Origin of the sequence: Mesorhizobium sp. LMG 17147 (assembly GCF_024297145.1) — a bacterium.
Taxonomy (GTDB): Bacteria; Pseudomonadota; Alphaproteobacteria; order Rhizobiales; family Rhizobiaceae; genus Mesorhizobium.
The window spans coordinates 67,113-73,770 of the sequence record NZ_JANCTC010000020.1 but is presented as its reverse complement, the minus strand read 5'-3'; the positions used below and the strand labels follow the sequence as shown (position 1 = coordinate 73,770).

Below are 6,658 nucleotides of genomic sequence, written 5' to 3'. Positions count from 1 at the left end.
GCCGAGAGAACCATCAAGGCGTTGTGGGACACGGTCGGCGCGGTCGTCGACCTCTTCACCACAGCCGAATGTGCCAACTACTTCAAAGCCGCAGGATATGAACCGGATTAAACAGGACGCGCTCTAGACATGTACATCAAGATTCGTCTTCTCGGCTTAACTGCTCTGATCGCCGCCTCCGTCGTTCGAGCAGCTGGCGCCGAGCGGGAACCGGCCGAGTACATCAAGATCTGCGACGTCCTCGGCTCGGGGTATTTCTATATTCCCAACACCGAGACCTGCCTGCGCATCGGCGGCTATGTCCGTTATGATATCGGCCTGGGTGATGTCCGATCGTATGACAGCGCAAGAACCTCGGATGTGAGAACTGGCGAGGACCAAGGCACTTGGCGAAACAACACACGCTTCACGTTCAAAACTTGGAGCGGCCAGCAGACCGAGCTCGGCGCGTTGACGACCTATACCGAAACCCACGTGAATTTTGGCAATAGCGCTAACTCGCGTGACAGTCCTCAGAACTATGGTTTCAACAGCGGCCTCGCACTGGCTTCTGCCTGGGTCGAGCTGGGGGGCCTGCGAGTTGGCAAGGACGGGTCGGCCTTCGATACGTTTGTAAGCTACGCTGGCAACGTTCTCGATAGTATGCTCGTTCGGTCGGCCGGCTTCGACACCAACGTGGCTCAGTACTACTTCGACGCCGGCAACGGCATTTCGACCGTGATTTCGCTCGAACAAGGATCGGGCTCAGCCGGTACTATCGACAGCTATATTCCGCACGTTGTCGCCGGCTTGAAATACACGCAAGGCTGGGGCTCGATCACCGGCGTCGCGGCTTATGACAGCAACTACGAAGCTTTGGCCGGCAAGATCCGTGTCGACGTCGCTGTCACAAACCAGCTGTCGCTGTTTGGACTGTTCGGCTACGGTTCCAATGGCAGTCTCAACGAGGACTCAAACGGCGCAATCGCCAATCATGTGCGCGGCTCGTACAAAATCTGGAACGGCCAGTGGGCTTTCTGGGCGGGCGCCACCTACGAGTTTGACGAGAAAACTTCGTTCAACTTTCAGGTCTCGAGTGATCAGCTCAAGAATTCTGGTTTGGCTGCAAACGTGGTCTATATGGTCGTTCCTGGCTTCACGGTCACAGCCGAGGTCGATTACGACCACTACGGCAACTTTGGCGTCGGCCCTGCCGACCCTACCACCGTCAAGGGCACGAGCAAGCCGAACAGCGTCGGCGGCATTCTCCGCTTCCAACGCTCATTTTGAAATCTCTCCAGCCGCGAGCATCTCTGGCAAAGGCACTTGCCTCGACAACGCACGCATAGAGAGCTTCTTTCGCCATCCTTGAAGTCTGCATCGACCGTCCACGGCCCATCGTACCAACTTGAGACTGAAAGGGGTGAGCCCTGTGTAATACAGCCTAGCCCTTGACCTGCCCAATGAACCGGCCAGGGGTGGTCAGTTCAAATTCGGGGCCGTTTAGAGGGCAGTGTGAGGCCGTGTCAGGTAAGTGCCACTGCTATGTCGGGACCGCGACACGCCTGTCGCTGTGGATGGCTGGAATTGCCCTTCGCGGCGCCATTCATTCTCTCAACATTTACGTGATAATGCACGCTTAGTCCGATCCGCGTGGCAGCACCCATCCTAGGTCGCTATCGGGTGGCCTTAAACCTGAACAGCTCCATCGTCGCGGCTGCTGCCGAAGCAGGAGCAATCACAGGGACCCGCACTGGTGCTTGTCAGCCGTCTGACCCGCTACTTCGTCTTAGGAAGAGCATTGTCTTTGCCAAAAGCCGGCCAGTATTTCGAGATTGCCAGTGTGGCGCCGGCTGAAGAGAAATGACCATAGTCGAAATACATAAACTCTCCTCTGTCGGAATAGGGGCAGCGTCCTGCGCTGCACAGGAATTTCAGCGGATCGATGAATGTGGCGCCTTTGGTAAATGAGCGCACACGTTCGTTGATGCCGGGGTCCATCGCCATCGGCCAGGACGTATCGTCCAGATTTTGGCGCTTGGCGAAGAACGCAATTTTCCGGACGTCAGTTGGGAACTGCGGAGACTGGCCGATGACAAACACGCGCACGCCCAGGGCACGAAGCGTATCGATTGTTTGCTGAAGACCGTCGAAGCCTCTGACCTCATAGTCACTCCATTTACCGCTGAGGATAACCGTCTTGATGTCCGCTTCCAAGATGATGTCCAAGGCCTTGCGATTGAACCGGACACAATCAAGACGAGCGTAAGAGTAGTAAGAGAGTATCGGCGAGCAGCCGGCGTACGTATATTCCACGATGTTCGCCTGCAACCGATTTATGTTAGCACCCAGGCCGGAAACATAGTGCGCGGCGAAGGAGTCGCCCCACAAAAAAACCGTTGTTGGAAAACCGCGAGTGCGCGTGCAATCCTCCATATTCCAGCTTTCGATCCGGCTGGTGCCCTCGTTGAAACAGATGCCATTCCTCCAGTCCCCGACGGAAATGCGCCGCTGGACATAGTCCGGAAACCGTTGCGGAAAGCCGTTGCCGAGCGCCCCCGCCGCTCCGCCGGCACAAAGAACAACGATCGCGAGCGCTGAAAAGGCGAAGATAGGCCCCGGGGCGGTGAAGGCCCTCTTCTGTCGAAACGGCTGCTCTACAAACTTCCAGGAGAATGCAGCCAATGCGAGGCTTGCTACCAACATCGCACCGGTCATCAAAGGATCGAGTTTTTGGAACGAAAGATAATGCGCGAACGCATTGAGCGGCCAGTGAACAAGATACAAAGAATACGAGATGAGCCCAATCCAGACCAGCGGCCGGATTTCGAGCATGCGGCTGGCGACCGTCGAGGGGGAATTTTGGCCAACATAGATCAGAAGGGCCGTTCCGATGCATGGATACAAGGCGTTGTAGCCTGGGAACGGGTCGCTCTCCGAAAGCGCGAAGAACCCGATGGCGAGAAGGCCAAATCCGGCCAACCCCACCGACTCCATCAGGAATCTGTTGCCCAACGGCGGGGGGCGTTTGAGCATGAGCAGGGCGCCCAACATGAGTTCCCAGATTCGGGTCGGCAGCAGATAGAATCCGGCGGTGGGCGCCAGCGATGTCGCCATCACCGCCATTACGAAGCTGCAGAGAATTATCGGAAGAAGTGTCGTCAGCCAGCGCTTCCCGATGTAGCGATAGATTAGGAACATCAGGATTGGGGCGAAGATGTAGTACTGCTCCTCTACGGAAAGCGACCAGGTGTGCAACAGTGGTCGAAGCGCGGCATCGATCGAGAAGTAACTTGACGTTTTCCAGAAAAAAACGTTCGACCAGAAGGTCGAGGCAGCTATGATGCTAAGACCGAATTCGCGCAGATCCGATGGCAGAAGAATGAACAATGCGGCAATGCAGGTGAGAAGCATCACAAAGACGAGAGCCGGCAGAATGCGCCGGGCACGGCGCCAGTAGAAGTTGACGATCGAAAATTGGCCGCGTTCAAGGTCATCCAAGAGGCTTCCGCTGATCAGGTAGCCGGAGATGACGAAGAAGATATCGACCCCGCTAAAGCCACCCGGGATCGCCGAAATTCCGAAATGAAAGAGTACGACCGGAAGTACAGCAACAGCCCTAAGGCCCGCGATATCGCGCCTATATTGCATCCAGCGGTTCCTTTGATTTTAGATCAGGACGAGATTGGAAGCTTTCAATCTCCGGTAGGAGTGCTGCCAAGATAAGGGCCGGTATCAGCCACCTTTATCCGTCCCGAATGTTCTGTAAGTGGCAACTGGTACAGAAGCACGATCGCCATCGCCGGACTTGACGGCCTGATTGTCGAGCAGATCGCGCGGATCGTTGACCATCACGGCCAGGTTAAATCCTGTCGAACAACCAAGCGGCTGTTTGAAGGATTCTTCATTGGGTAAGGCACCATATGAGGGACAGACCGGCGGACGGGCGTGATAGACAATCGCCTCAATTCGCACTGAGCCGGCGTCGTGTTGATCGAGCAATTGAATGTTGTCTGCTTCGATTGCCAACTGCCTGGCCTGATGGGCTACCCCTGCGCTGAGCTGGGGCGAACCGCTGATGAGGAGGTGGAGGGCATCGAATCGGCCGCGACTGGCCTTGTTTAGGAAATCACGCAAACGCTGCCGTTCGGAAGCGCGCAGGCTTTGCAACGTCAGGAGGGTGGTCTCCTCTCGGACAAGCATTGATGCCGATGGTTCGACATCAACTGGCGTAGTGCTTGTGCAGCCACTTACGCTTGGTGCCAGAGCGACAAAGAGGACTATAAAACGCAACATCATTGGACGACACTATTCGATGATGAAGCCGAGACCGCCCTGGGCGCTTGGCGCGCCCGCACGGATAGCAGCGCGGTCTCGCGGGGGACTTGCCACGGAATTCGTCGGAGCGCCCCCTCCGTTCAAAGCCGGTGCCGCCCGCTCCGTAGGTGCGCTCATCTGGTTTGGGTTGGAGCCTGGTCTTACAATGTAAGGCGTAACTAGAATGACCAGTTCTGACTCCTCTTTTTGAAACGAGGACGAGCGAAAAAGCGGTCCCAGGATCGGCATTTCTCCGAGCCAGGGAAAGGCCCTGACATCATTGTTGACGTTCCGCCTGATTAGACCGCCGATTGCGAAGCTCTGCCCACTGGCGAGTTCGACGACCGTATCGGCTCGGCGCGTGGAAACTGCCGGCACGGAAATTCCGTTGATTTGCACGGCACCTTGCGTCGACAGTTCACTGACTTCGGGCGTTACGTGAATGTTGATTTGATTGTTGCTGAGAACTGTCGGCACAAATTCCAGACTGACGCCGAAGTGACGGAATTCAACCGATACCTGCCTGTTTTCCTGCAGGACAGGAATGGGAAATTCGCCGCCAGCTAGAAAGCTGGCTTTTTCACCCGACATAGCGGTGAGGTTCGGCTCAGCCAGGACGGAAGCTATATGCTCCTTGGCGAGCGCGTCGAGAACCGCGCTGACGTTGACGACACCGTTGTCGAATCCGATTTCTGCTGTACCGCCACCCTGGGTTGAACCAGATCCAGCGCTTGCACCGCTTCCGCTTAGAACGCCCACTTTGAAATTGCCGATTTGACCGAAGGCGGACAGGTTGACGCCAAGTGACTTCATGGCGCTGCGTGAGACTTCGGCTACGCGCACGCTGAGGTTAACTTGCAGGGATCCAGCGACCTTGATGTTGTTGACGACTTGCGCTCCGTCGCCCAGATATTGCTCAGTGACTCTTTTTGCGGTGTCGGCGACCTCTGCGTCGGGCGCCGTCCCGCTAAGGATTGCGCCGCGCGGCGTATAGTTGACGCGGATGGGATAGTCGCCGACCTGCTCCCGCAACATGGCGCGTAAATCCCCGATCGGTTGCGTGACAACGATACGCAATTCGGCGAGAGGCTCGCCGTTGCCGTCCAAGGCGAATAGGCTGGTCCGCCCCGATTTCTTGCCAAAGACGAAGATTGTTTTGCTCGATGGTGCCTGAAAATCCGCGATCGTCGGGTCAGCAACAAAGATGGTCGTGGCTGGCGCGGGCAGATGAACGGTCTCCCCGAGCGAAGAGGAAAGGGTCAGCGTGGCATTGATGCTATTCGAAGCCGCACGCGGCGCGCCTTTGTCCTGCTTGTTTTGCGCCGCGACACCAAGTGGGAAAGTCACAATAAGCGCGCAGAGGAGATGGCCCAGGTAACGGGGCACTGCAGGTCTCGGAATCTTGATGGCGATCGCCCGCCAATTGAGCGCAGGGCAAGGATGTTGAAGGATCAGCAAAATAGATCTTCTTTCGATTCGACAAACTATGCGGATGACGCGTCAGTCAATTCTAGAATGTAGCCAATGCCACGGATGGTCTTGATCCGTGGCGTTGCACCTGATCTGGTCAGATGTCCACGTAAACGATAGATTCCGACTTCAAGCGCGTTGGCAGACACGTCGTCGTTGAACGAATAGAGGTGATCTTCCAACTGCGCACGGGGCACGATGCGGCCTGCCCGGTTAAGCAGATGCTCTAGAATACAGAGTTCGCGACGTGCGATCATCATTGGGTGCCCAGCAACGAAAACCTGCCGGGCGACCGGATCGAAGTTGAGATTGCCAAATACGAGCCTCAGGTCGGTCATCTGTGACGCCCGGCGCAGAATGGCTCTCATTCTGGCGATAAGCTCATCGGTAGAGACGGGTTTGAGCAGAAAGTCGTCCGCACCACCGTTGAAGATCGCAATTCGCTTATCGAGATCGTTAAGGCTGCTCATAATGACGGCAGGAACTGAATGCCCGTGGGTCCTCAACTGCCTCAGCCAACCCAAGCCATCGCCATCTGGCAGAGCCAATTCCAGCAGGAGAATTTCATAGCTGGCGCAAGAAAATGCACTCGAGGCCAGTTCCAGAGTACCAACGACATCAACGACGAAGCCGCCATCCCCGAGCGCAAGTCGCATGGCGCGCGCAAGATCCGCATGATGATCCACGAGCAGCGTTCGCATTTCATCTCCTATCGAAGAGAGACGCGTCACCGGCGGCCATCTGATCGGAGCACACGGCGCGCAACTCGTCGCATCTCTCGGAACAGGTCCGAGTTGGAGGGACATGCAAGTCGCTCGGTGGCAATAGGCGCGGGTGAGGACCAACTGACGGGCTCAAATACGCCGGTCGGCGAACCCACGACGCCAGCAAC

The 6,658-nt window shown here is 56.6% G+C and carries 5 protein-coding genes and 1 pseudogene; 2 read left to right on the top strand and 4 right to left on the bottom strand.

The window, feature by feature from the left end:
* A pseudogene (locus tag NMG46_RS25235) lies at positions 1-111 on the top strand (IS630 family transposase); the annotation flags it as partial.
* Positions 112-129: 18 nt separating this feature from the next.
* Positions 130-1,269 (top strand): porin, encoded by a 1,140-nt coding sequence (locus NMG46_RS25230; protein ID WP_095521259.1) that lies wholly within the window; start codon positions 130-132, stop codon positions 1,267-1,269.
* Positions 1,270-1,758: 489 nt separating this feature from the next.
* On the opposite strand, the gene NMG46_RS25225 is transcribed toward NMG46_RS25230, so the two are convergent.
* The 4 genes from NMG46_RS25225 to NMG46_RS25210 form a co-directional block, all read right to left on the bottom strand.
* Positions 1,759-3,630, bottom strand: coding sequence for an acyltransferase family protein (locus NMG46_RS25225; protein ID WP_254820123.1), 1,872 nt, complete (start codon positions 3,628-3,630; stop codon positions 1,759-1,761).
* Positions 3,631-3,714: 84 nt separating this feature from the next.
* On the bottom strand, positions 3,715-4,275 hold the full coding sequence (locus NMG46_RS25220) for a CpaD family pilus assembly lipoprotein (RefSeq protein WP_236473720.1): 561 nt from the start codon (positions 4,273-4,275) through the stop codon (positions 3,715-3,717).
* A gap of 12 nt (positions 4,276-4,287) precedes the next feature.
* Positions 4,288-5,709, bottom strand: coding sequence for a type II and III secretion system protein family protein (locus NMG46_RS25215; RefSeq protein WP_254820126.1), 1,422 nt, complete (start codon positions 5,707-5,709; stop codon positions 4,288-4,290).
* 71 nt (positions 5,710-5,780) lie between these two features.
* On the bottom strand, positions 5,781-6,467 hold the full coding sequence (locus NMG46_RS25210) for a response regulator transcription factor (protein WP_029354874.1): 687 nt from the start codon (positions 6,465-6,467) through the stop codon (positions 5,781-5,783).
* Positions 6,468-6,658 lie beyond the last annotated feature (191 nt).